The 20,795-nt window shown below is 37.9% G+C and carries 20 protein-coding genes; 9 read left to right on the top strand and 11 right to left on the bottom strand.

The features are described 5' to 3' along the window. The first annotated feature begins 312 nt into the window (after window positions 1–312). Together AAEZ22_RS02255 and AAEZ22_RS02250 are read left to right on the top strand one after the other, a co-directional pair. The gene (locus tag AAEZ22_RS02255) at window positions 313–1,848 is read left to right on the top strand and encodes a catalase (RefSeq protein WP_089369142.1); all 1,536 of its coding nucleotides are present in this window, start codon (window positions 313–315) and stop codon (window positions 1,846–1,848) included. A 111-nt stretch (window positions 1,849–1,959) separates the two neighbouring features. Next, the gene (locus AAEZ22_RS02250) at window positions 1,960–2,493 is read left to right on the top strand and encodes an ankyrin repeat domain-containing protein (protein WP_089369141.1); all 534 of its coding nucleotides are present in this window, start codon (window positions 1,960–1,962) and stop codon (window positions 2,491–2,493) included. Window positions 2,494–2,533: 40 nt separating this feature from the next. Here the strand turns inward: AAEZ22_RS02250 and yddG are convergent, their stop codons facing one another. Then, complete coding sequence (gene yddG / locus AAEZ22_RS02245; protein ID WP_011329837.1) at window positions 2,534–3,454, bottom strand: aromatic amino acid DMT transporter YddG; 921 nt, start codon at window positions 3,452–3,454, stop codon at window positions 2,534–2,536. 277 nt (window positions 3,455–3,731) lie between these two features. Between yddG and AAEZ22_RS02240 the strand changes: the two genes are divergently transcribed. Further along, a complete protein-coding gene (locus tag AAEZ22_RS02240) occupies window positions 3,732–4,214 on the top strand; it encodes a putative 4-hydroxy-4-methyl-2-oxoglutarate aldolase (protein WP_011329835.1) in 483 nt (160 codons plus the stop codon). A 108-nt stretch (window positions 4,215–4,322) separates the two neighbouring features. Here AAEZ22_RS02240 and AAEZ22_RS02235 read toward each other — a convergent pair whose 3' ends face one another. Next, a complete protein-coding gene (locus tag AAEZ22_RS02235; protein WP_089369139.1) occupies window positions 4,323–6,827 on the bottom strand; it encodes a S8 family serine peptidase in 2,505 nt (834 codons plus the stop codon). 564 nt (window positions 6,828–7,391) lie between these two features. Here AAEZ22_RS02235 and AAEZ22_RS02230 point away from each other — a divergent pair. The 4 genes from AAEZ22_RS02230 to AAEZ22_RS02215 are packed head-to-tail and all read left to right on the top strand — an operon-like array spanning window position 7,392 to window position 10,527. After that, a complete protein-coding gene (locus tag AAEZ22_RS02230) occupies window positions 7,392–8,897 on the top strand; it encodes a curlin (RefSeq protein WP_011329833.1) in 1,506 nt (501 codons plus the stop codon). A gap of 43 nt (window positions 8,898–8,940) precedes the next feature. Next, on the top strand, window positions 8,941–9,342 hold the full coding sequence (locus AAEZ22_RS02225; protein WP_011329832.1) for a curli production assembly/transport protein CsgE: 402 nt from the start codon (window positions 8,941–8,943) through the stop codon (window positions 9,340–9,342). Between the two features lies 1 nt (window position 9,343). Further along, a complete protein-coding gene (locus AAEZ22_RS02220) occupies window positions 9,344–9,754 on the top strand; it encodes a curli assembly protein CsgF (protein ID WP_011329831.1) in 411 nt (136 codons plus the stop codon). After that, window positions 9,754–10,527, top strand: a complete 774-nt coding sequence (locus tag AAEZ22_RS02215; protein WP_011329830.1) for a CsgG/HfaB family protein — start codon at window positions 9,754–9,756, stop codon at window positions 10,525–10,527. The genes AAEZ22_RS02220 and AAEZ22_RS02215 overlap by 1 nt, the downstream gene beginning before the upstream one ends. Window positions 10,528–10,579: 52 nt before the next feature. On the opposite strand, the gene AAEZ22_RS02210 is transcribed toward AAEZ22_RS02215, so the two are convergent. The 6 genes from AAEZ22_RS02210 to AAEZ22_RS02185 form a co-directional block, all read right to left on the bottom strand. Next, window positions 10,580–11,269: a response regulator transcription factor gene (locus AAEZ22_RS02210; protein WP_089369138.1), complete on the bottom strand. Its 690-nt coding sequence runs from the start codon at window positions 11,267–11,269 to the stop codon at window positions 10,580–10,582. A gap of 271 nt (window positions 11,270–11,540) precedes the next feature. Continuing rightward, window positions 11,541–12,062 (bottom strand): hypothetical protein, encoded by a 522-nt coding sequence (locus tag AAEZ22_RS02205; protein WP_011329828.1) that lies wholly within the window; start codon window positions 12,060–12,062, stop codon window positions 11,541–11,543. A gap of 57 nt (window positions 12,063–12,119) precedes the next feature. Next, window positions 12,120–13,688 carry an EAL domain-containing protein gene (locus tag AAEZ22_RS02200; protein ID WP_352296001.1) on the bottom strand — a complete coding sequence of 523 codons (1,569 nt, stop codon included), beginning with the start codon at window positions 13,686–13,688 and terminating at the stop codon, window positions 12,120–12,122. A gap of 81 nt (window positions 13,689–13,769) precedes the next feature. Next, window positions 13,770–14,393: an SGNH/GDSL hydrolase family protein gene (locus tag AAEZ22_RS02195; protein ID WP_089369136.1), complete on the bottom strand. Its 624-nt coding sequence runs from the start codon at window positions 14,391–14,393 to the stop codon at window positions 13,770–13,772. Then, window positions 14,393–14,887 (bottom strand): DsrE family protein, encoded by a 495-nt coding sequence (locus AAEZ22_RS02190; RefSeq protein WP_370446755.1) that lies wholly within the window; start codon window positions 14,885–14,887, stop codon window positions 14,393–14,395. The genes AAEZ22_RS02195 and AAEZ22_RS02190 overlap by 1 nt, the downstream gene beginning before the upstream one ends. A gap of 110 nt (window positions 14,888–14,997) precedes the next feature. Further along, window positions 14,998–15,360 (bottom strand): DUF1294 domain-containing protein, encoded by a 363-nt coding sequence (locus AAEZ22_RS02185; protein ID WP_089369134.1) that lies wholly within the window; start codon window positions 15,358–15,360, stop codon window positions 14,998–15,000. Between the two features lie 61 nt (window positions 15,361–15,421). Here AAEZ22_RS02185 and AAEZ22_RS02180 point away from each other — a divergent pair, with 61 nt between their 5' ends. Next, a complete protein-coding gene (locus AAEZ22_RS02180) occupies window positions 15,422–15,949 on the top strand; it encodes a hypothetical protein (protein ID WP_089369133.1) in 528 nt (175 codons plus the stop codon). Between the two features lie 73 nt (window positions 15,950–16,022). On the opposite strand, the gene AAEZ22_RS02175 is transcribed toward AAEZ22_RS02180, so the two are convergent. Next, a complete protein-coding gene (locus AAEZ22_RS02175) occupies window positions 16,023–16,565 on the bottom strand; it encodes a carboxymuconolactone decarboxylase family protein (RefSeq protein ID WP_011329822.1) in 543 nt (180 codons plus the stop codon). 110 nt (window positions 16,566–16,675) lie between these two features. On the opposite strand from AAEZ22_RS02175, the gene AAEZ22_RS02170 reads away from it, so the two are divergent. Next, window positions 16,676–17,260, top strand: coding sequence for a TetR/AcrR family transcriptional regulator (locus AAEZ22_RS02170; protein WP_352295998.1), 585 nt, complete (start codon window positions 16,676–16,678; stop codon window positions 17,258–17,260). Window positions 17,261–17,343: 83 nt separating this feature from the next. Here the strand turns inward: AAEZ22_RS02170 and AAEZ22_RS02165 are convergent, their stop codons facing one another. Together AAEZ22_RS02165 and arsJ are read right to left on the bottom strand one after the other, a co-directional pair. Beyond that, window positions 17,344–19,464 carry a methyl-accepting chemotaxis protein gene (locus tag AAEZ22_RS02165; protein ID WP_352295995.1) on the bottom strand — a complete coding sequence of 707 codons (2,121 nt, stop codon included), beginning with the start codon at window positions 19,462–19,464 and terminating at the stop codon, window positions 17,344–17,346. Between the two features lie 96 nt (window positions 19,465–19,560). Continuing rightward, complete coding sequence (arsJ, locus tag AAEZ22_RS02160) at window positions 19,561–20,787, bottom strand: organoarsenical effux MFS transporter ArsJ (protein ID WP_089369130.1); 1,227 nt, start codon at window positions 20,785–20,787, stop codon at window positions 19,561–19,563. Window positions 20,788–20,795: the final 8 nt, after the last annotated feature.

The following is a 20,795-nucleotide window of genomic DNA, read 5'->3' as shown; positions in this document are numbered from 1 at the left end:
TGAGCATAAGCCCGGCTAGCGAGCATATTCCCTTTATTGTTTTTGAATGTCAACAAAAAGTGAACGAATTTACTTGTCGCTACTACAAACATAAATAAACAAAACTAAAAGCCGCTGTATTTAATCAAGTTTACAAAAAATATATAAACCTAAAATTGGATCTAAAAGTATATTTTAAGCCCCTCTTGCAATCTTATTTATGAATTATTCCAATCTATTTAATCAACTTTACCGAACAAAGGAATATTCATACACTCCTCAACAGTTAAACAGCCAGCAGCACTGCCGGCAATTTTAAATAATAAGGTCGACATGAATATTTTATTAAACGCAATAAACAAGAATACAAAACTAACATTAAGCGCGTTAACACTTGCGATGGCATTACCAGCAAGCGCGGCTACATTAACTAAAGACAACGGTGCAGCTGTTGGCGACAACCAAAATTCAATAACTGCAGGCGAGCGCGGCAGTGTGTTATTAGAAGACGTACAACTAATTCAAAAACTACAACGCTTTGCACGTGAACGTATTCCTGAGCGTGTGGTACATGCGCGTGGTACGGGTGCTCATGGTGTATTTGTGGCATCTAAAAGTTTAGATGATTTAACCATGGCAGCACCTTTTACCGAGGCCGGTAAAGAAACTGACGTTTTTGTACGTTTTTCATCGGTAATTCACTCAAAAGGTAGCCCAGAAACACTGCGCGACCCACGTGGCTTTGCGATTAAATTTTACACCGATCAAGGTAACTGGGATTTAGTGGGCCTTAACTTACCGGTGTTTTTTATTCGTGATGCAATTAAATTTCCAGATATGATCCATTCATTAAAGCCATCACCTGTAGATAACATTCAAGATCCTAACCGTGTTTTTGACTTTTTTTCATACGAACCAGGCTCTACTCACATGTTAACGTGGGTTTATAGCGACTACGGCACACCAGCAAGCTTACGTAAAATGGATGGTTGGGGTGTTCACTCTTATAAAATGATCAATAAATCGGGCGATGTTAAGTACGTTAAATTTCATTGGGTAAGTAAACAAGGCATTGAGAATTTAAATGCAAAAGAAGTCGCTGAAGTTCAAAGCCAAGACTTTCAACATTTAACGCGTGATTTATACAGCGAAGTAAATAAAGGTAACTTCCCAGAATGGGATCTATACATTAAAACGCTTGATCCGTCGCAGCTTGACGACTTTGATTACAACCCATTAGATGCAACAAAAATGTGGTTAGGTGTAAAAGAAGTGAAGGCAGGTACATTAACGCTTAATCGCATGCCAACTAACTTTTTTCAGTCAACAGAACAAGTAGCAATGGCACCGTCTAACATTATTGCGGGTATTGAACCCTCAGAAGATAAGTTATTACAAGGGCGTGTATTTTCATACGCAGATACGCAAATGTATCGCCTTGGTGCTAACCATCAACAGTTGCCAATTAACCGTGCAAAAGTGGAGGTAGTTAACTACAACCAAGACGGCGCAATGAACTATGGTAATACTCAAAGCAACGTAAACTATCAACCAAGCCAAGAAAACGTAGCTGAAAACCCAATTGCCCGTAGAAGCCAAACGCAACTGCAAGGTTACGTACAACAAGCCGCCATTAAAAAGCAGCAAAACTTCGCGCAAGCAGGTGTTTTATACCGAGGTTTTAGTAAGCAAGAGCGTACTAATCTGATCAATAACCTAGCGGGCGATTTAGTAAAAATAAAAGACAGTAACGTTAAGCACAAAATGCTTAGCCACTTTTACAAAGCTGATAGTGAGTACGGTACACGTTTAACTAAAGCCGTTAATGGCGATATTAAAATAGTTAAGCAGCTTGCAGCTAACCTGTAATTAGCAAGTTACAAAACATTAGTCCCAACTAAACAAGCTGTTATATAAGTAACCACAACCATGAGGAAGGAGGCAACCAATCCCCTTCCTCTTTTTAAAAGGTATAAAGTAATGCGTAATTTATTAATTATAGTAGTGCTACTAATAAGCTTTACCAGTAGTGTTTACGCTCAAAATACAACGGATACACAAACACCTAGTACACAACTTGAAAACCAACACTCAGCGCAAACACAATACGAGAGTTTATTTGCTTATTACTTTGCTGCTGCACGTACCAACGATACCGCTGTAATTAAGCAATTTGTAAGTGCCGGCATTCCTATCGACAGCTATAACAATAAAGGTTACACCGCATTAATGATTGCCACTTACCATGGTAATAAAAATACGGTAAACACACTTTTACACTTAGGCGCTAATGCTTGCATGGAAGACAACCGAGGTAACACAGCCCTTATGGCCGCTATTTTTAGAGGTGAGTTTAGTATAGCCAAAACACTGGTATCACTTGATTGCGACAACGCACATCAAAACAAAGCAGGCCAAACAGCCGAGCAATTTGCACACACATTTGGCCAGCAAAAAGTGCTCAATTTACTCACGCAGGTTAAAACTCTAAATAAAGTTCAAAAGCCCTTATAAAAGAGCTTTAGGTGTAACTAAACTTTAGCGGACTGCTTATTTAAGTCGTTACTTCTACATTATATTTTTGGGGTTTATCTCGCGTTACAAAGTAGCAAATTAGCGAGCCAAGTGTTACCAGCACCACTCCTTGCCAAAACGAAGCACTTAACGTAATAGACAAATACAACGCCGAAATAATAGTAGAAAACACCGGCGTAAAATACGAAAGCGTTCCAAGCAGCATTAAGTTACCGCCAATAATCGCTTGATTCCACAGTGCATAACCACTGCCAACAACTACACCCGCAAGTAACAATGTCATGCTTGAGCTGATTGAAAACGTTAATGGCGCTTCATTACTAAAACCATATTGCGCCCACAAACTCATTGCCGTAACAGTAAAAAATAACGTAATAGCATTTTTACCATTACTTATTTTTTGCGTTACTACGCAATAAATAGCCCATATAAACGCGGCAGCTAATGCCATTAAATAAGTAGCAGGATTATCAGCAAAGTTAGTAACTAACGTATCGACTGACATTTCTTGATCGCCCGTAATACACCAAGCAACCCCTAAAAAAGCAATGATCATACTTGGGTAAACCCAGTAACTTACTTTTTTACGCCCAATAATAATAGAGAGCAATATAGTCAGCGTGGGCCATAAATAATTAATTACCGCCATTTCCATAGCCTGATGGCGGCTATTTGCCATACCGATAGAAAGTGCCAAGCAAATTTCGTACGACACAAATAATAAAGTACCTACTACCAAGTAGCGTTTCGAAAATCCACTAAACTTAGGCACTCCCATAACCAAAATTAAAAATATCGCACTTACAGAGTACATAGCCGCAGCACCACCAATGGGGCTAAACAACTCAGAAATATCCCGTAGTAATGCCACTAAGCAGCTCCACAGTAATATTGCAGCGACTCCATAAAGTGTATATTTATTTTTGCTTATAAAATCCATATTAAACCTAAAGTACTACTTAATAATTTGCAGCTAAACTAACAGTAATTTTTTGTTTTAACAATAACATGCCGTTAATCTGCAGTGCATAACTAGCATTATCAAAGCTAAATATTATCACTATAGTTATAAGCAATAAGCGTAAACAGCCATTCAGTGTTTAAATTTAGCAAAGCAGCACAAACGCTAGATAAATTAAAGTTACTGACTCTTTTGTCTCGTATTACCACTTTTACAGTGGTGTGGTTAAATAACTCACTAAACAGAGAAAGCAAATATGAACAAGTTCACGACTCCCGATCTATACGACGAACACCGTGATAGCGTACAAGTAGCCGACTGTGGATTACAGCACTTTGGCAACAAAACCACCTTTAGTGGTCAAGTCGTTACTGTAACGTGCCCCGATGACAATTCGTTTGCCGCTGAAATACTTCATCAAAATGGCGTAGGTAAAGTGCTGGTTATTAACGGCTTTGCTAGTAAACGCTTTGCATTTATTGGCGATATTATGGCAGAGCGTGCTTTAAAAAATGGCTGGGAAGGTATAGTTATAAATGGTTGTTGCCGAGATATTGAGATTCTTGCTACCTTAAATTTACCTATTATGGCGCTTGGCTCAACACCACGCTGTACGTTAAAGCGAGGTTGTGGTGAAAATAATCAAGCTATTGCCATGTTAAGCGTCTGCATTGAGCCTAATGATTGGCTTTACGCCGATGTGAACGGGCTAATTGTGAGTAAATATAAACTTAGTTAGTTGCTAAATCACAACTAAAATAGATTAGCTGCCGCTTTTTTAATAAAATCTGAAACAAAAAAGCCCAGCATTGCTGGGCTTGTGTCATATTAATAGGTAACTATTTTATTAGTTAAAAGTTACCGTCACTATGTTTGAACACACGTTTTCAGTTACACACACTTGATAGTCGTACGCAGGTAGTGTTGCACCACGTACATAATCACGATAACGACCGTTATCTGAGGTTGTGCCTACTAACTCGCCATTACGATATACATTTAATGACTGAGCACCCACTTGCTGCCAACTTAGCTCTACACGCATTGTGCCTAAGCGTGATTTATTAGCGCGCTTAAGGCTTAGCTCAATCTCTACATCACTCACTACTACAGTTTGAGTTGATGCGTTGGTATTGCCTTCGCTGTCGGTAACAGTTAATTCAACTTCATAGCTACCCGCCACTGCATAAGCATGCAAAGGGCTTGCATCGGTTGATGTAGCACCATCACCAAAGCTCCACTGCCACTGTGTAATATCGTTATTAGCATCTGTGCTACTATCGGTAAACGAAGCCGTTAAGCCTTGTGTTTCAACGCTAAAACTAGCACGTGGTGGTTGCGGGCTTACCTCTCCAATTGCACTTAAAGTAAGTGACCAGCCATTTATATTACCTGTATCAGCACCGGCAGTGTCTTGTACATGTAATGCCCAATCGCCAGTGGCTACTTCGCCATTAAATGCATCCGAAGTGAAGCTTTTAATAATATCGTCTGAGCTACCGCCCTCTTTATTTTGTAACGTTATTGTAGTGCCTTGCGCTGAGATAAGCTTTACAATTAAATCACCAGACCAAGTATGACTAATGTTAACATCGGCAACTGTATTAAAAACGGTTAACTCATCTGCAATCGTAATTACAGAGCTTACACCTTCTGGCGCATTATCAGGAATAGCAATATTTTCATCACTGCTGTAAGTAAAATCATTCAACCCCATAGGTTTAACCATTAATTTTACAGTGCTTTCCTTAACTCTATCATCCGACGTTGCTGTAACGGTAAACTCATATTCACCCCACTGCGTCTCTTCAGTGGTAGGTACTACTAACTGTACTTCTTCACCTGGGCGAGCAGTGTTTCGTGAAAGTGACGCTGAATCTAAATTACCTGTCAATGCAAACGCAACATCACCATCCCAATTGGCAATTGAGCCTACACTAAACGTATAGCTTGCTGACTCACCCGCAGTGATCTCCTGTGACAAAGGGCTAACGCTGAGTTTAAAGCCTGGGGTTGGATCTGCGTCAATTAGCGCTTGGTTTACATTTAATCGTGTACCAGCAACCGTTTTACCCTGTAGTGCTGCGTTGGCATCGCCGCTACTCATTAATAACTCTTTTAATTCTAACGCTGTTAGATCTGGGTTAACTGATAAAGCAAGTGCTGCAGCACCAGCAACATGAGGCGTTGCCATAGAGGTGCCTGAGTAACTACTATAAGCGTTTCCTGGCACAGTAGATAAAATGGCAGTACCTGGGGCACCTAAATCAACACTTGTTAAGCCCCATTGTGAAAAGCTCGACATAGCATCATTACGATCTGTACTTGCTACAGATAAAATACTATCGTGCTCATAGCTTGATGGATAATGAGGGTTAAGATCATTGTCTAATGCATCGTTACCTGCCGCAGCTACAAAAAGTATATCTGCCGCTTCGCTTGCATCAATCGCTTCAGCAAGTGCTTGGCTAAACCCGCCGCCGCCCCAGCTATTGTTTAGCACACGAAGGTTAACACCTGAATTTTTAAGGCTAATCATATAATCAATACATTTAATTGCCCCAGAAGTACTCCCCGTGCCATCAGCAGCTAAAAATTTACAGCCAACAATAGACACTTCATGGTTTACCCCTACAACACCGATCGCATCATTGCCACTTGCACCAATAGTCCCTGACACATGAGTACCATGCCCTTGGTCGTCCATTGGATCGCCACTATCAGTAATTGCATTGATACCATAAATGTCATCTATGTAACCATTCCCGTCATTATCTATACCATCTCCTGCAATTTCAGCGGTATTTACCCACATATTACTTGCAAGGTCATTATGGCTATAATCAACACCGGTATCGATTACACCTACCACTACATCTCGGCTACCAATAGAAATAGTCCATGCTTCTGGAGCATCAATATCTGCATCAACGGTACCACCTGACTGGCCTACATTATGTAAGCCCCAAAGTTCATCAAAACGGGGATCATTGGGTACATTCGCAATACTAACTTTATAATCAGGTTCTACATATTCAATGGCTTGGTGCGACTTTAAGCGCTCAATCGCTTCTTTGGTGCTCATGCCCGCTACTTTAAACTTAGCAAGGCGACCTGAAAGTAATGAGGTATAGCTGTCATCTATTTCATCATTATTTAAATCTGAAATTTTAGCTCTAACTAAAGATCTTGCATGCTTTCGCATTGCTGGGGTGGCATTTTTTTTATATTTAACAATTAAAGAATCACTAGTCGCTGCATCTTGTTGTTGCATCACACCAACATCGGGCACTTTAGCGGCGGCTAAGCAAGGTAGGAGTGCAAGTGTAATAATAGATAATTTTGTTTTCATTGTTCTATCCATAGTTTGGGTTAACTTAGTAACACTAAGTAATTTTATTTACTACTTCAGTACAAGGGATCACATGGCAAGCTATTAGAAAACAGCTAAAGATAAAATTACACAAGCAAGAAAAGCAAAAACCAATCATTTTGACTAGATTTTCATCGGAAAAACATAAAATACAGCCGTTGTTATGAACTTGTTAAATAAGTTAAAAAGCGTAGACCTCCTTCTTTTTTACTGCTTTTTGCATAAAACCATAATAAAAACAAAAAACAACCATAAGCACATGAAATATAAGCACTTTAAAATTGGTAAAAAATGATGATTTAACAAATTAAAATTAACTAATACAGTTAACACCATGATTATTGTTTCACTGTGAGCAGCTTGTACTTTATCTAAGATGCAAATAAGCAGTGAGCGCTGGTCATACTTAACACTTTACATACTTAAAAGTAATCAAGTGGATCACAACACATTATATCAGCACGGCATGCTGAAACAGAAAATACCTAATTAAAACAGATAATATCTAGGTATTTTATTTTTACTATTCAAGGAGAATAAATAATGAAATTAACTAAATCAATTTTAAGCTGCGCAGTTGCAGTTGCAATGGGTGCAAGCTTCGCTTCTTATGCAAATACAGATACTAAATCAGCCTCAAATTCAGAAATAGGTACGGCCATTTCTGTAATGAGCGCATCAAATAACATGACTTTGATACAAAACAACAACAATAACGATGCATTATTAGTACAAGTAGGTGATAACAACACCATGCTTGCTACCATTGATGGTAATGAAAATTACACAGAAATTACGCAAAACCAAACTGGTAATTACGCAGGCGTTGCTACTGTGGGCAATAGTAATACAGAAGAGTATTCTCAAGATGGTGTTGCTAACGGTTTAATCTCGCAAGTAACCGGTGATTACAACTCTTTAGTTGTTGCCCAAGAGGGTGTTGGCTTTTTAGTAAATAACGAAGCTATAAACATTATCACGGGTGACGATAATACGATTGATGTAGCTCAGGGTGCTGGTGGCCATTGGTTTTATAACCTTGATATGCAAGGTAATGCCAACGAAATCAGTGCAGTACAAACTGGTGAATGGCACGAAGCTGAAATAACGTCATTAACCGGTGATCAAAATACTATTGATATTGAGCAATCAGGGGTTTATTGGAACGCATTTACAATCAATTCTTTACAAGGTAATGATAACGACCTTGATATTGAACAAGATGGCTCGCGCAACATAGCAACCTTTAGCGATGTATCGGGTGATGCTAATGAGCTAAAAGTTGAGCAAGATGGTGAATCTAATGCAGTTAACTTTGCTGCTATTGTTGGTAGTGATAACGAAATAGACCTTGATCAAGAAGGTACTAGCAATACAGCAGATTCGGCTCTATTTTTAGGCAATAATAATGAAATTACTATTACTCAGTTAGATACTCTCAACTCAGCTACAGCTGAATTAATTGGTGATAATAACGAATTAACTGCAACTCAAAATGGCTTTGGGAACGAAGCATACATGGGTGTTATTGGTTCAGATAATGAGTTTTTAATTAACCAAGTTGGTGATTTAAATGCCGCACATCTGGTTAACTTTAATGGTACTGGTAACGATGTAGATGTATTTCAAAATGGTGACGAAAATACAACAGTTGTAGAGTCTTCTTACCCTAATACGGCACTAACTTCTAATGATAACAATATTGATATCATGCAAAGTGGTGTAGCAAATGAAACCATGGTTACTCTTGCTGGTATATTAGATAGTAATACAAACCGAATTGATATATCGCAAACCGGTGAAATCAACTTAGTTGACATTATGGTTGAAGGTAGCGGCCATAGCATTGATATTTCACAAGAAGGTGAAGGAAACTGGGTTACAGGTATGGATCAGTCAGCCTTTTTAATTGCTGGAGAGGATGTTTCATTTACTGTTAATCAAATTGGTAACGATAACCTTGTTCAAGGCGGCATAATCGGCTCGAATAACATGGTATCTGTTACGCAAATTGGTGACGGAAATACAGCTACAGTTACGCAAATGTAATTGCTAAGGTGGGGGGGGAGGTATACTTCCCCCCTTTTATAATATGAAAAATAATAAAAGCATATATATTAGCTACTTACTATCAGTTTTACTGTGCTTCTCACCTGCAGCATTTGCAAATGATGAACTAGAAATAGATGGCTTATTACTCGATAGAAGTATTAGCCGTTTTGGCCATCAGTTTTATTACAAGTTTTCAAACTACTGGAGAGACTTACCTTCAACTGCGGGGTTTAATATTGAAATAAAAGAAACCGTGCTACCTAAGGCTGGCACCAGGCTTTCTTTAATAATGAATAACCAACTTATTTATGCAACTTATTTAGGTCGTAGGTTAGAGCCTCTTGACGAACGCGTTGAACAAGCAGTTTATATTGTAATAGATGCAATGGCTCGCTCAAACATGGCTGTATCGTCTCCCGATATGGCTGTAAACGGATGGTAAAATGAATAAAATACTACTTATAATAATAACTCTAAGCTTTTCAGCTAGTGCAACTGAATTAATTTACACCCCAATTAACCCAAGTTTTGGCGGCAACCCACTCAATGCAAATATGTTGTTGAGTAAAGCTCAAGCGCAAAACAAACACAAAGCACCTGTCATCGAAAGAGATTATGCAGAACAATTTCAAGACTCTTTACAGCGTACTTACCTAAATAGAATGGTCAGAGAAATTACCAATATGGCATTTGGTGAAGACTCTGAAGACAGCATATTTAATCAAGACTCTATATTTATGAGTGGTGACTACCAAATTGAAGTGATCACCAGTACCACAGATACTATTACTGTAAAAATAACAAATATGCTAGATGGCACCATTGTAATCATCGAAGTACCGAGGTTTGGATAATGTATAAACTGCTAATAACAATAATATTACTTACTTTAACGGGCTGTACAACGATAGGAAATTTAATTCCGCCATCGCAACAAAAAGCCATAAGTTTAGAGCCTACTGAGATTTTTGCTGATTTAAAAAACTTACCCAAGCCAATGGGCAGCATTCCCGTCTCTGTTTATTCATTTAGAGATCAAACGGGTCAATACAAACCGCAAACGAATGTTAGCTCTTTTTCAACCGCAGTTACTCAAGGGGCTAATTCCATATTAATTCAGGCATTGCATGAATCAGATTGGTTTACACCGGTTGAGCGCGAAGGGTTACAAAACATTCTAACTGAGCGGAAAATCATTCGTGCTGCCCAGTCAGAAAACCCAAATCAAGCCGATTTACCGCCATTAACAACAGCTAAAATTATTTTAGAAGGCGGTATTATTAGTTATGACACCAATGTAAAAACCGGTGGCCTAGGAATGGAGTACTTTGGTATAGGTGCATCTGAATTATATAGAGAAGATGCTATATCTATTTATTTACGTGCCGTAGACGTACGTACAGGGCAAGTATTACTCTCGGTAGCAACCAGTAAAAAAGTATTGAGCCAAGAGATGCGTGCAGGCTTTTTTAGATATGTAAGTTATAAGCGCCTTGCCGAGGCAGAAGCCGGTTATAGTGATAACGAGCCAATGAGTATTTGTGTTACTCAAGCAATTGAAAAAGCACTCACTGATCTTATAACTAAAGGTATTGATAAAGGCTTGTGGGCTAAAAAAGCAAGTTAAGTAACAAATAAAAATGGCTACTTATTAAAGTAGCCATTTTTAATGTATGTAATTATTGTTTACTCATTGGTAATAAAACCGATATGTAACGCTGCGCCCAGTTGGCCAGCTCAACCCTATTACGAGAACTTGTTTTTTTAAATGCACTGTATAAATGAGTTTTGACTGTATGATCGCTAATATTTAATTTATCTGCGATAACACTATTACTCGCCCCCTGCGCGATAAGATGAATAACTGAACGCTCTCGTTTAGTTAAATGTTGATAATCGTCCTGCTTTAATTCTATGCCTTCGTGTAAACTACTAAACGAAGAGGTCGCAACTAAAATGTCGCTGAATGCTTGGGAGAGTATCATTCTAGTAAACCATAATTCGCCTGCATTTATTTTAACTAAACCTTTAAAAACTTCCTCACTTGGCGTCGATTTATAAAACACACCATTAACATGGTTAAGTAGTAAGTTTTTCTCACATATTGCTTTACGCTCAACATTAAATATCACCACATTATACTGCCTCGCTAAAGCGATTAAATCTGCAGGTACAAGGTTGTGCCAATTATGCGTGGCGCCATCAATTAAATACAAAGTATATTGTGAACGTTGCTCAACGTTTGGCAGTGCATCATCCATATTTATAGTGTTGAATAAGGCTCGGAGAGTTCTTAAAATATCTTGATAATTATACGAGCAAGCCGATGATTTTAAATTTGTTTTTATAAATGCTGATTGCTGTAACATAAAACTCTTCCTTAGAATTCTTATGTAACACTACCTAATTTTTGAACAACTTACAATACAGTTTTTACATTCGTTCACAGTTGTTAACCACCTGTTTTACAGCTCACGATAAGCATGCTTTGCTGCCTTACGTATCTATTTATTTAACCCAAACTAACTATTACTTATTGCATAACACACCGTAATTAACGAAGCCAAAATTAACATCAGTAGAGGAAAACTAGTAATAGTCATTTAGAATAAAGCTGTAAAACAAAAGCAATCAATAAATTTAGTTTATAGTCGCTTTTAACTTATTTAACGCATCAACTGAAAAGCCTCTATCGTAAAAATAAAGTATTTTACCGCTGTTATTTATAAGGACTACACGGGTATTATTGGGATTTTGATTACCAGTAAATTTTTGTACTTTTTCGCCGTCTTTATAAATAGTGATTACCCCAGCCCAAAGCTCTTTTGGAATTCCTTTGCGCATACCACTGTCTATAAATGCACTAAACATGCGAGGTGCCATACCAGCAATAGTGGGTAGTTCGTAGGTAGGAATAACTACACCACTCATATCTAAGCCAATTAACCAGCGATCAATGTCAAACTGACTATCTTGCTTATAGCCTATAAGCAAAAGTGTTTTATCTGCATTAAAATCGCTTGGAATAGTCACTTTATTTTGCGTTAAACTTTCGCCGTCAATCGTTGGAAATTGTTTACCAATTACTTGCTGATTTGGGTACTGAGTAGAACATGCCGCTAAAAATATAAATAAAAAAGCAGTGAGTATTGATTTAGCCATAGTAAATCCTAATTATAATTTTTAAAGTAATACCTGTGCTTTTATATACGCTAAGCGTTACTTTATCGATCTAGCTATATACTCTTTAAATTCTAAAATAGGCATAGGCCGGCCATACTTCCAGCCTTGCCCGTAATGTACCCCTGCTTCTTTTAAAATGACTTCTTGCTCTGTTGTTTCTATGCCCTCTGCCACACAGGTATAACCAAATGTATGTACCAACTCCATAATATTAGGGATCATAGAGGCTTTTAAGCCTTCCGTAGCTATGTCTTGTACAAATGAACGGTCTATTTTAAGCTGATGGAAACTCAAATTATGTAAGTTTTTTAGGTTTGAATACCCAGTGCCAAAATCATCAAGCGACAAGCGAAAACCCGACTCGATTAATGTTTTAAAATAGCCATGAGCAATAGTTGAATCTAAATACTCGTCTTCGGTTATTTCTAAACAAATTACAAATTTAGATTGCATTAATCCGGTTATTTTCGGTAATGACAACACATTCCCTTGCTCTACATCACAAGGAAAAATATTTAATGACACCTTAAATCCACTTGGTAACTGCTCTGCACTTTCTAACTCATTAAGTACAGTGTTAATCATTATTTTGGTAAAAGACCAAGTTAAATTAATTTGTCTAAGTATAGGAATAAATTGATCCGGTGTAAGCACCCCGTAATCATCTTTAAAGCGCGCAAGTACCTCGCAACCAATTATTTTTCCGCTTTGTAAATTAACTATTGGCTGATAAACCCAATAAAAATTACCGCTCTTTAATCCCCTACGTATCCTGCTTACAATTGAGCGGCGCGTAGTTAGGTGCTCATCAACTAATAAGCCACACGAAATACTCACCAAGCAAATTAAAATAAACGAAATAATAAATAGTTGACGATTATCGGCAAAAAATATATCCCATGGCAAATACAAAGCAACACAATAATTTCTATTATTATTACTGCACGTTATATTCGTTTCGTAATGTAAATAGTCATTACTTTTTATATTATTATGAATCCCTGTTTGCCCAGCTAAATGAAATAAGTTTTCAGATTCTTTATAAAAAACCTGCCAATTAGGCGTTACAATAATTTTAGGATCGAATACTTCTGATTTTAGTATGAGGTTATAATTGCCTTGGCGAATAATTAGTACTTTTAGTGGGCGCTCGGTAAAGAGTAATAAGTAAAGTTCAGGCTCAAAGCGTATGCCTATTTGTGAGGGTTTATTTTTATTTACAATATAATCTGGTTGGTTATCTGGTAAAGGATTTTCAAGCATACCAGTACCTGTAGTACAGGTTAATGTATTATTTTTAAAGTAGCCTATATCAATAGCAAACTTGGCATCAAATAGCATCCGCCGCATAGCAAGTAAATTCGCTTCGTTACAAGTAGTAAAATTTAGGTTATTTAATTTAGTTAAAACACGAACGCTTTCCTCTACACCATCGTCTACTTGGGAGAGTAAATATTGTGAGTCTGAATGTGTTTGCGCTACTAATTTTTGACCCGCAAAGTACAATAAAATAAAGCAACCTAATGCAAATATAAATCCACCTGATAGCAGTACTACTATTATTTTTTTAGGATGCTGTTTCATTGTAAATTGAGGTATCCCCATTTATGCAAAGTCCTTTAATAATTACATAAGTAACTGAAAATTCAAGTTTCTGATAATATATTTACAATAAATATTTAAAAATTAAAACTCACGAATAATCGCCTCTAATGCATCACTAATTTTTTGATGCTGTTTTTCGTCTAAATGCACACCATCCTCATTTGAAACACTCACAATCCTTGCCAAGTCATAAAATGAGCATTGTTTTATACTAGCAACATTTTCAAATGCTGCAGCTAATTGCACTACTTTTTGCTCTGCCCCTTTGTACACGCCTGCGTAACTTCCGACTTCTCGTACATGAGCGGGACTAAGTATTAAAATTTTTGGAGAGCCTGGCGCATTGCTTTGCTCATAAAAATTCAATATTGAATCTATTAATGCTGTTAACCCAGCGGCAATATCGTGCGCATTTAAACTAAACCGATTTTTCAGATCGTTAGTACCTAAATCTATAATAATTAAATCTATTTTAAGTTCATTTAAGTAAGACTGTAAATAAGTTACGCCCGATAACTCACCTGCAAACGGTGGGTTGTTTACTAAAGCACGGTTAGGCTGCCCAGCTTCTATTATTGTAAAATTAGCCCCTAACTTTACAGCAAGCTTCGCTGGCCAGCGCACTGTAGCACTAAATCGTTTTCCTGTTTGCGGATTTAAACCCCAAGTATTGGAATCCCCAAAGCATAATATGTTTTTTATCATTAAAAAGGGTTTAGCGTATAGCCCTGCTGTTGTAACTGCGCATGTGCTGTCATTGCCGATAACGACATTTTTACGCCTTTTATTAACTGCTCAGGAGCTACTTTATAGTGCGTGGCCGACTGCCCACATACATAAACCACCGTATTATTAACAAGTAATTGCTCAATTAAGCTTTGATTTTTGTTATCGACTTCAAAGCGGTTTTTATATGTATTATTATCAAGCACATCTACGCTTGCACTGCCATGTATTACGAGTGCCAGCTCTATATTTTCTGGTTTAATACCATGTGCTATATGCATATTAATAAACCGCGCTAAAGAATTCATACCATTATTTTGCTCACCTTTTTGCGCGCCTTTACCAACATCAAAGGCAATTTTAAAATGTGTGTTTTGCGTTATAGGTGCATGTGAGGGTACATTATAAAAAAAGCCAAAGTCTTTTATTGCGGGCTCTAAGTCATTCGCAAATACTGGCAGGCTTACAAACATTAGGCCAAGACCTAAAATAAAAGATTTCATTAATATTATTCCTTTTTATTTTTAATATTTTAATTAATAGTCATTTTTTGAACTACTTTAAGCTATCTACGAGTAATGTTTTACCCTAGTTGCCAATAATAGTAGCCGCCAAATAACGCACTGCAGTTAATAATTATGGTGAGCCAAAGTACGGCTATAAAAATACGCTTTTGTGATTTATGCCTAAACCATTGCTGAGCGATTAACGCCCCCGGCCAGCCACATAATAATGCTAAAAGGTGTAAAGTTCGCTCAGGCACTCTCACCACTGGCTGCTTTTTACTCATGGCCAAACGTTTGTCCCATTTATAAACTAAAATGGTAATTGTACTCATAACTACGTACACACTTGCGGCAATTGTGGGCCAATAGCTAAACAGCCCTCCTACGGTTAATACACACAAAAAACCAATCGAAAAAAGTAATAATGCTTTTTTAATCAAGTAACTCTCACCTATACTGTATCTAGGCCATACCCAGATTCACTTATACTAGGCAGTAATTATGTCATATTTAAAAACACTGATACTAACCTTTTGCATTGTATTTACAACCATTGTAAATGCACATCCAGCTGATTTAGCTAAAGAGCTCAGCGCATTTAAGCCATATTTAGGCACATGGCAGGCTAATTTTACAGTCCCTGAAGGCGCAAAGCCAAAGCAAGACATTAGTAAATGGCAGCGGGCTTTAAACGGTAAAGCTATTCGTACTATACATTCAATCAATGAAGGAGAGTATGGCGGCGAGTCGATGATATTTTACGATAGTAAAAAAGACTCATTAGTATTTTATTATTTCACTACGGCGGGGTTTTACACTAAAGGCACAATGAAGATACTTAGCCCTACTCAGTTTGTAGCCTATGAAGAAGTAACGGGAAATAAAGAAGGCATAACTAAAGTTAAGTCTACCAGCGAAATTAAAGGTGATGAATTTATTGTATCAACCTCGTACTTAAAAAAAGGCGAGTGGACTAAACCTGCAACCCGAACCTATACACGCAGTAACCAGCAGGTTAAGTTTCAATAAAGCGTTTATAACAACATTTAATTGAAAAAGGCAGCCAAGGCTGCCTTTTTCATAACTACTTAGAATTTATAAACTACTTTATGAATTTTTTAAATGGTTCATCAACTGGCGTATCTGCAAGGTGGTTAGTGTAGTTACTCATTACTTTTTGCGATAAGCCTACAATAATTTCAAGCAGTTGTTGCTTGCCATAACCCGCTGCAAAAAACTTTTCAATCTGCTCATCACTTATCACACCGCGGTCACGTGCCATTGCAAGTGTGGTTTCACGAAGTGCTTCAAGCTTAGGATCAGCAAGTGGTGTTTTATTTACTAGCGAATCAACAATACCTTGATCAACTTTCATTGACGCTGCAATTGCACTGTGGGCTGGCACACAATAATGACAGTTATGTTCAACGTTAATTGATTGCCATACAACCGTTAATTCTTCAGCATTAAATGACGTGTTTTGAAACAGCTCATGCAGTACTTGATAACCTTTAAGTAAAGTAGGTGCTTCTGCCATTACTGCATGTAGGTTCGGTACCATACCAAACGCAGCTACTGAATCGGCCATAAGAGATTTTGATTCTTCAGGTGCATTTTCTGCTGTATATAAAGTAAATTCTGTCATGTTTAGCTCCAATAAATAATTAGTTAGTTAACTTCGAGACACATACCATTTTATTTTGAGCAGTTGTTCAAGTTAAAATTGAGCATGTGTTCAAATAATTGAGAAATGAGATGGCGAATAAGATTAAGTTTGAGCGTGAGACAGTTGTCCGCCTTGCAAGTCAGCTATTTTGGGAAAAGGGTTTTCATGCAACATCGACGCGTGATTTACAAGAAGCTATTAATATGCGACCTGGCAGTATCTACTCTGCTTTTGGCTCTAAGGAAGGGCTTTATATTGAGTCTTTACGAGACTACACAGTACAAATGGAGAGCCAGATTAAAGAGTGCCTATCCACATCAGATATTATTTTGGGTGGGCTGCGCGCTTTTGTTGAAAATGTAATAACAAAAAAAGAAAGTGCGCCTAGTGCTATTTGTATGCTGGTAAAGGCCAACTGTGAATTTGCAGATAAAGACAGCAATTTATATCAACTAAGCTTAGATTTAATTGATAAATTTGAAAACTACCTTTCGGTTCTTTTTGAACAAGCAATAGCAAAAAATGAGTTAAGTAATAATATATCTGCGCAAGAGTATGCACGCTTTTTTGAAGTGCAGTTTACTGGTTTACGTGGTTATTTTAATCGCCCGGGTGTTGAGTCACTGGCTCAGCCAATGATAGATCAAATGTTTAAGATCATAAAAAGCTTATAAACGTCTCATTTTAGTTATTTGAACAAAAACGGCAGTAATTTAAATTACTGCCGTTTTTATTTTGTCTCAGTGCTAAATAACTATTACGTTTTTAACTTATTAAGTTCTGAGTCTTGTTGCGCAACTAATTTATTAAGTACTTCACTGCTGTCGCCTGCTTGTGAAGATAAATCAGATAGCTGCGAAGCCGCGTCTGATATCAGCGTTAAATTACGGTTTATTTCTTCGCTCACTAAGCTTTGCTCTTCAGCTGCGGTAGCAATATGCGTAATTTGATTGGTAATTTCGTCCACTTTAATTACCACGCTGTGCAGTGCATCAAACGCTACTGAAGTTTCATCAACTGCACTTTGTGCCCGTACTACGCCTTTTTCGATAACCGTTGAGGCATTACCTACTTCAAGCAACAAGCTATCAATTAATCGACTAATATCATCGGTTGATGAGCGCGTTTTTGACGCCAGTGCACGCACTTCGTCTGCAACAACCGCAAAGCCTCGACCATGATCACCCGCTCGTGCAGCTTCAATTGCAGCATTTAGCGCAAGTAAATTGGTTTGCTCTGAAATAGTACGAATCACATCTAAAATTTGCGTTATATCGTTACTGCGCGACGCCACTTTTTGCACCGCTTGGTTAGCTTCTTTGATTTCCTCAGACATGGTTTTAACTTGGCTCATGGCTGATGACAAACTCGTTTCACTGCTTACCACTAAGTTATTAATTTCACCCGCTTGTTGCGCCGATTGTTCTGATGCGCGAGCAACTTCAAGCGCAGTTGCGCTCATTTCATTCATTGCGGTAACTACGCTTTCAATTTCGTGAAACTGCGCCTGTACATTATGTTTAGTATCAATAGCAATATGCTGGGCAATTTCACCTTGCTGCTTAGTTTGATCAGACACATCTTTTAGCTGTGCAATTAACACTCTAAGCTTAGTTAAAAATCGATTAAAGCCATCGGCTAATGCAATTAGCTCTGCATGCGACTCTACATGCAGCGTATGAGTTAAGTCGCCCTCTGAGCTGGCAAGGTTATCAACGCGTTGCTGAATTTGCTGCAGTGGAGCAACAATACTGCCAATAACTAGCTTCATAACAATAAAAGCAACAACTGCAATTGCTAAACCGGTTATTAAAATAATAACCCCTAGTGACTGCGCAGTTTGCTGCATGTTTTGCGAAAGAGCTTGCGGCCCTGCCAGTGCAAGCTCTGCTGGTACTTCTATAATTAACGACCACTGCCTATTAGCAAGCTTAATATTAATTGGGTAATTAACTAAATACTGATCGTTAGCTTTAAAAATACCACTGTGATCTTTTAGCTTTTCTAAATTATTAATCGTTACTGCGTTAACAGCTTCTTTAAAAGGACGCCCTAATTTAGATTTATAATGGCTGCTACCAACCACTAACCCCAAATCACTCAGCAAGGTTACTTTTGCTTTGCCATTATAAAGTTGCTTAGAAAGCTGCTCTGTCATGGTTTGAAATGTAGGTAGTGTTAAGTCAGCGCCAGTAATACCAATAAACTGCCCTGATTTTAAAATAGGCACTGTTAAAGACGTTAGCATAACCGAATCGCCAGAGGGAATTTCGTATAGGTAGGGTTCCATAATACACGGCTTAAGTGTGTCTTTAGCACATAAATACCAATGTGCCTCTCGAATACCAAACTCGTTAAGTGTTGTAATGTATTTATCTGCGGCGTTAGCTACTTTTTGCTGTTCAATAACACCGTTTTCGTCGCGGGTAATATATACTTCAAGTGTGCCAGCACCATCAACAGAATGTTTATAGCCTTGCTGAAAGTAGGCGTCTTGGCCGTCAAAAGCGTTGGCTTCAAACTGTGAGTAAACCGATGATAAAAGAGTGTTTTTTTCAATAATAGCGTGGTTAATACTTACCACTGTATCTCGGTTTAAGCTATTTTGCTGGGCTGCGTCGCTAAGTAATGCTGCCAATGTATAGGGAATTCGGTAGGCTTCGTTAATAAACCCAGCTATACTTTCACCGTAAACAGCCGCGTTTGCATTAAGTTTTTCTTCTACTTCAGCAACTATATATTCTTCAGACTTGGCCGCTAAATCTTTATTACTTAATGATAACTGCCACCATAAAATACTAGACAGTACTAATACAGTTATAAATATACTGCCCACTGAGAGCCACAATAACTTTTTTGCTAACGCTATTTCCCGCATTCATCACACCCTTTAATTAATTAACGTATATAGTTTAGTTGTTCTATAAAATGAAGCTATTAATTTAGTGTAAAAACAGCAATCTCATACAAAAGTTTAGCCTTCATGTTTAGCCAAAAAAGCGGTGGCTATTGCAGCCATAATGAGTAAAAAAACACTAACCCATAAACACGCCACTAACCCATAAAGCTGAAATACCCAACCAGAAAGCACAGTACCCAGTAAGCGCCCCATGGCATTGGCCATGTAATAAAAGCCTACATCGAGCGACACACCATCACTGCTGGCAAAGCTCACTATTAAATAACTATGTAGCGATGAGTTAACAGCAAACACCCCACCAAAAATAAATAAGCCCACTATAAGCGGATAATTTACCGCACTATTAAATTGCATTAGCAGCGCTAAAATGCCAGTTACAACGCACAATAGCGTAACCCATTTATATGCTTTATTAACTGTATTAAAACCAGAGGTAATAACTTGCCCAGTAATTCGCGGTGCTTGCGATTGCACTAACCCATACGCTATTACCCACAGTGCCATAAAGCCACTCACCCAAGTATGGTTCCAGTTAAATTGCGTGGCTAAATACACAGGCAGAGCCACTACAAACCACACGTCTCGCGAGGCAAATAAACACAATCGTGCTGTGCTAAGTAAATTAATAGCGCGAGATTTAGAGAATAACGTTTTAAATTTAGGTTTGTTTTTGGCCTTACCTATATCGCCTTTTAAAAAGACTAAACTTATAACCCAGGCAACACTCAATAAAACGATTAAAGTAAACAACGCACCAACAAAACCAAATAAAGTAAGCAGTACCCCACCTAAAAAGAAGCCCACTCCTTTTAATGCATTTTTAGAGCCAGTAAGTATGGCAACCCATTTATATAATTTACTTTGCCCGCTGCTGTTTTGCGGCACCAAATATTTAATCGCGCTTTTGGCGCTCATTTTATTAAGATCTTTGGCAATCCCACTTAACGCTTGTGCTGCCATTACATAAGCAACCGTTAACCAATCTGTTGGCACGCAAAGCATAGCAAGCGCAAGTATTTGCAGCCCTAAGCCTATATTCATGGTTTTATTTAAGCCAAGTTGCGCTCCTAACCATCCCCCCACTAAGTTAGTGATCACGCCAAATATTTCATAAAACAAAAACAACATAGCAATCGCTAATGCGCCATAACCTAACTGATGAAAATACAGCACCACTAACATTCGCAGTGCGCCATCGGTTAAAGTAAAAGCCCAATAATTGCCGGTAATGATAAAATACTGTTTTAGTGAGCTTGGTAAGTTAGCTAGTTGCGCAAACATTAAATTAG

This window comes from Pseudoalteromonas sp. 20-MNA-CIBAN-0454, from assembly GCF_040308685.1.
GTDB lineage: Bacteria > Pseudomonadota > Gammaproteobacteria > Enterobacterales > Alteromonadaceae > Pseudoalteromonas > Pseudoalteromonas nigrifaciens.
This window is presented reverse-complemented; position numbering and strand designations above follow the sequence as displayed.

Excerpts from the sequence above, each read along its gene's own strand:
- AAEZ22_RS02200 (WP_352296001.1), bottom strand. The coding sequence starts at position 13,688 with ATGGGGATACCTCAATTTACAATGAAACAGCATCCTAAAAAAATAATA.
- AAEZ22_RS02190 (WP_370446755.1), bottom strand. The coding sequence starts at position 14,887 with ATGTTTGTAAGCCTGCCAGTATTTGCGAATGACTTAGAGCCCGCAATA.
- AAEZ22_RS02210 (WP_089369138.1), bottom strand. The coding sequence starts at position 11,269 with ATGTTACAGCAATCAGCATTTATAAAAACAAATTTAAAATCATCGGCT.
- AAEZ22_RS02175 (WP_011329822.1), bottom strand. The coding sequence starts at position 16,565 with ATGACAGAATTTACTTTATATACAGCAGAAAATGCACCTGAAGAATCA.
- AAEZ22_RS02255 (WP_089369142.1), top strand. The coding sequence starts at position 313 with ATGAATATTTTATTAAACGCAATAAACAAGAATACAAAACTAACATTA.
- AAEZ22_RS02215 (WP_011329830.1), top strand. The coding sequence starts at position 9,754 with ATGTATAAACTGCTAATAACAATAATATTACTTACTTTAACGGGCTGT.
- AAEZ22_RS02235 (WP_089369139.1), bottom strand. The coding sequence starts at position 6,827 with ATGAAAACAAAATTATCTATTATTACACTTGCACTCCTACCTTGCTTA.
- AAEZ22_RS02180 (WP_089369133.1), top strand. The coding sequence starts at position 15,422 with ATGTCATATTTAAAAACACTGATACTAACCTTTTGCATTGTATTTACA.
- AAEZ22_RS02250 (WP_089369141.1), top strand. The coding sequence starts at position 1,960 with ATGCGTAATTTATTAATTATAGTAGTGCTACTAATAAGCTTTACCAGT.
- AAEZ22_RS02170 (WP_352295998.1), top strand. The coding sequence starts at position 16,676 with ATGGCGAATAAGATTAAGTTTGAGCGTGAGACAGTTGTCCGCCTTGCA.
- AAEZ22_RS02205 (WP_011329828.1), bottom strand. The coding sequence starts at position 12,062 with ATGGCTAAATCAATACTCACTGCTTTTTTATTTATATTTTTAGCGGCA.
- AAEZ22_RS02225 (WP_011329832.1), top strand. The coding sequence starts at position 8,941 with ATGAAAAATAATAAAAGCATATATATTAGCTACTTACTATCAGTTTTA.
- AAEZ22_RS02195 (WP_089369136.1), bottom strand. The coding sequence starts at position 14,393 with ATGATAAAAAACATATTATGCTTTGGGGATTCCAATACTTGGGGTTTA.
- AAEZ22_RS02165 (WP_352295995.1), bottom strand. The coding sequence starts at position 19,464 with ATGCGGGAAATAGCGTTAGCAAAAAAGTTATTGTGGCTCTCAGTGGGC.
- arsJ (WP_089369130.1), bottom strand. The coding sequence starts at position 20,787 with ATGTTTGCGCAACTAGCTAACTTACCAAGCTCACTAAAACAGTATTTT.
- AAEZ22_RS02240 (WP_011329835.1), top strand. The coding sequence starts at position 3,732 with ATGAACAAGTTCACGACTCCCGATCTATACGACGAACACCGTGATAGC.
- yddG (WP_011329837.1), bottom strand. The coding sequence starts at position 3,454 with ATGGATTTTATAAGCAAAAATAAATATACACTTTATGGAGTCGCTGCA.
- AAEZ22_RS02220 (WP_011329831.1), top strand. The coding sequence starts at position 9,344 with ATGAATAAAATACTACTTATAATAATAACTCTAAGCTTTTCAGCTAGT.
- AAEZ22_RS02230 (WP_011329833.1), top strand. The coding sequence starts at position 7,392 with ATGAAATTAACTAAATCAATTTTAAGCTGCGCAGTTGCAGTTGCAATG.